This is a genomic window from Streptomyces sp. NPDC059455 (assembly GCF_042750115.1).
In the GTDB taxonomy this organism is placed as follows: Bacteria; Actinomycetota; Actinomycetes; order Streptomycetales; family Streptomycetaceae; genus Streptomyces; species Streptomyces endocoffeicus.
This window is the reverse complement of the sequence record NZ_JBHYVB010000044.1, coordinates 1-3,485: the sequence shown is the minus strand read 5'-3', so window position 1 is coordinate 3,485 and position 3,485 is coordinate 1. Positions and strand designations below refer to the sequence as shown.

The 3,485-nt window shown below is 71.0% G+C and carries 4 protein-coding genes; all 4 read left to right on the top strand.

Annotated features, from left to right (window positions below; all coding sequences use genetic code 11):
- A partial coding sequence (locus ACFXB5_RS17970; protein ID WP_385208591.1) for an AI-2E family transporter occupies window positions 1–570 on the top strand: 570 nt, incomplete at its 5' end.
- Between the two features lie 134 nt (window positions 571–704).
- Window positions 705–1,154, top strand: a complete 450-nt coding sequence (locus ACFXB5_RS17965) for an Rrf2 family transcriptional regulator (protein WP_201852169.1) — start codon at window positions 705–707, stop codon at window positions 1,152–1,154.
- Window positions 1,155–1,276: 122 nt separating this feature from the next.
- Window positions 1,277–2,488 (top strand): globin domain-containing protein, encoded by a 1,212-nt coding sequence (locus ACFXB5_RS17960; protein WP_385208588.1) that lies wholly within the window; start codon window positions 1,277–1,279, stop codon window positions 2,486–2,488.
- Between the two features lie 168 nt (window positions 2,489–2,656).
- The gene (locus ACFXB5_RS17955) at window positions 2,657–3,475 is read left to right on the top strand and encodes a class I SAM-dependent methyltransferase (protein ID WP_385208585.1); all 819 of its coding nucleotides are present in this window, start codon (window positions 2,657–2,659) and stop codon (window positions 3,473–3,475) included.
- Window positions 3,476–3,485: the final 10 nt, after the last annotated feature.

Below are 3,485 nucleotides of genomic sequence, written 5' to 3'. Positions count from 1 at the left end.
GGGGGTTTCCGCGCCTGTTTTTTTTCTTATTTATACAACCTTGCGGGCCACGGTTTGTGTCTGTGGTTCGGGGGCCAGCACCCCGTGCGCGCCGGGCCCCGGGGGGCCGGGGCGGCGCGGGCGGCGTGGACCACCTTCGCCGGGTATACCCGGGGCATCATCGTCGTGGCCGCCTCCAACGCGACGCTGGTCGGCATCGCCCTGTTCCTGCTGCGGGTGCCGCTGGCCCTGCCGCTGACGCTGCTGGTCTTCTTCGCGACGTTCGTCCCGCTGATCGGTTCGCCGATCGCGCTGGCGGTGGCGACGGTGGTGGCCCTGGCCGGGCGGGGTCCGGCCATCGCGGCCGTGGTGCTGTTGCTGATCGTGGCGGTCGGTCAGTTCGAGGGCCATGTCCTGCATCCGCTGGTGATGAGCTGGGCGGTGCGGCTCCATCCGGTGGTGGTGGCGATTTCGGTCATCGCCGGAAGCATCGTGGCGGGGGTGGTCGGGGCGGTGGTGGCCGTGCCCATGGTGTCCGTCGCCTGGTCGGTGACGCGGGCGCTGCGCGGGCGGCCGCCGGGCGAAGCCTGACCGGCGCCGTGGCCGGGACACCCGTGCGCAAGCGGCCGGGACATCTCATCGGCGGCGGGAACACCCGTACGCCTGCGGCCGGAAGACGCCGCTATAAATCGCATCTCAGATTCGCATTAACGTAACCTGCCGCCATGCGGCTGACGAAGTCAACGGACCTGGCACTCCGCACGATCATGCGGCTGGCGGTCACCGGCGCCGAGCCCTGCACCGCCCGGCAGGTCGCCGGGGAGATGCAGGTGCCCTACAGCCACCTGGCCAAGGTGGCGGCCCGGCTGCAGCACTTGGGCCTGATCGAGACACGGCGCGGACGGGGCGGCGGGCTGACGCTCACCGCGACCGGGCGCACCGCCTCGGTCGGTCAGCTGGTCCGGGAGCTCGAGGGGGTCGGCGATGTCGTCGACTGCGAGGGGGATGTGCCGTGCCCGCTGCGGCAGGGCTGCCGGCTGCGGATGGCGCTGCGCCGGGCGCAGGAGGCGTTCCTCGCCTCGCTCGATCCCCTCACGGTCGACGACCTGGTGGCGTCCCCGACCGGTCCGGTGCTGCTGGGGCTGGTCGGGCGCGCACCCGGGCTGTCCCCATGAGACCGCCGCCCGGGTTACCGAGCCCGGGTCCCGTCCCGCCGAGCCGTGCTGACGCGGAGGTCACCATGTCCGGTTCACCCATGCCGTTGAATACGAATCTGAGATACCAGTTAGGCCCGCTCATGCTCTCCCAGAAGTCCGCCGAGACCGTCCGCGCCACGCTTCCCGCCGTCGGTGAGGCCATCGGCACCATCACCGAGCTGTTCTACCGGAAGCTCTTCGAGGCCCACCCCGAACTGCTGCGGGATCTGTTCAACCGGGCCAACCAGGCCGCGGGCAACCAACGGCAGGCCCTCGCGGGCGCGATCGCCGCGTTCGCCACCGCCCTGGTGGAGCGGCCGGGCACCCGCCCCGACGCCCTGCTGAGCCGGATCGCCCACAAGCACGCGTCGCTCGGGGTGAGCGCCGCACAGTATCCCGTGGTGCACCGTCATCTGTCCGCCGCCATCGCGGAGGTGCTCGGCGACGCGGCCACCGAGGAGGTGACCGCCGCCTGGGACGAGGTCTACTGGCTGATGGCCAACGCCCTGATCGAGATCGAGCGGCGGCTGTACGCGGCGCAGGGCGCGCTCGCCGGCGGGACCTGGCGGCGGTGGGAGGTGGTCGAGCGGGTCCGGGAGACAGCGGATGTGGTCACCTTCCGGATCCGGCCCGCGGACGGCCGTCCCGCCCCGGCGTTCAAGGCGGGCCAGTATGTCTCGGTGCGGGTGGAACTGGCCGACGGGGCACGGCAGATCCGCCAGTACAGCCTGACCAACGGCCCCGGCGCCACCGTGCGCTCCTTCTCCGTCAAGCGCGAGGACGCGGGCGAGGGCCCGGCCGGTGAGGTCTCCGGCCACCTCCACGACCATGTCCACGAGGGCGACGAGCTCGCCGTCTCCGCGCCCTACGGCGACGTCGTGCTCGACGGCACGGACACACCGCTGCTGCTCGCCTCCGCGGGGATCGGCTGCACCCCGATGGTGGCCATGCTGGAGGAGCTGACGGCAGGCGGACACCAGGCCCCGGTCATCGCGGTCCACGCCGACCGCTCCCCCGCCGACCACGCCCTGCGCGCCGACCAGGAGCGGCTGGTCACCAAGCTGGCGCGGGGCACCGCCCACACGTGGTACGAGCGGCCCGAGGGCGACTGGCCGGCCGAGCGCACCGGCCATGTCGTCCTGTCCGGCATCGAGATCCCGGACGGCGTCCAGGCGTATCTGTGCGGGCCGATGCCCTTCATGCGGTCGGTGCGGACCCAGCTGCTGGAGCGGGGTGTGCGCCCCTCCGCGATCCACTACGAGGTCTTCGGCCCCGATCTGTGGCTGACGCGGGACGACGGCGATAGCCACTGACGCCCACCGGCGCCCGTCCGCCCGATGTTGGCCGGATGAACTCGAATGGCCCAGAGGCCGGTCGCTTTTGCCGGGGGGAACGTGGGACCGTACGGACACGGGTTCTGCCCATTCCATGCGCAACCGTACGGAATGGTCCGTCCGGTACCCCCACATCGACGAGGAACCATGGATCGCGAAAAGATCACTCTCAGCGGCGCTCAGGAGACCTTGCTCGCCACGCTGTACGGCAGGGCGGTGGACAGCCGTTCACCGGACTCCGTCCTGCACGACCACGCGGCCCGGGAGGCCGTGGAGCGCGTGGCCTACGACTTCAGTAAAACGGGGATGACGGACACGACGGCGATCGGCATCGCCCTGCGGGCGAAACAGCTCGACGACTGGGCCATGGAGTTCCTGGCCGAGCATCAGAAGGCGACCGTGCTCCATCTCGCGTGCGGTCTGGACACCCGGGTGCAGCGCCTCGACCCACCGTCGTCGGTGCGCTGGCTCGATGTCGACTACCCCGAGGTGATCGATCTGCGCCGACGGCTGCTTCCCGAGCCATCGGGGAACTACGAGATGGTCGGCGCGTCGGTGACCGATGAGGCATGGCTGCGCCAGGTGCCGGACGACCGGCCCACCGTGGTCGTCGCCGAGGGACTGACGATGTATCTGCGCAAGGAGGAGGGCAAGCGGCTGATCCAGCGGATCACCGAGCGGTTCCCCAGCGGCCAGCTGCTCTTCGACGTCTACGGGCCGCTGGGCATCCGGCTCCAGAAGATGGTCCCCGCGGTGCGCAACGCGGGCGCCACCCTCCACTGGGGCCTGGACGACCCGCATGAGGTCGAGACCTGGCACCCGGGGCTGACCTGCCTCGACGCGGTGCGCAGCGTGGACATGCCGGGGGTGGAGAAGATGCCGGCCTCCGGTCGGATGAGCATGCGGGTGATGGCGCATCTGCCCGGTTTCCGGGATGTGGGCCGGATTCTGCGCTACCGCTTCTAGCGGCTCCGGC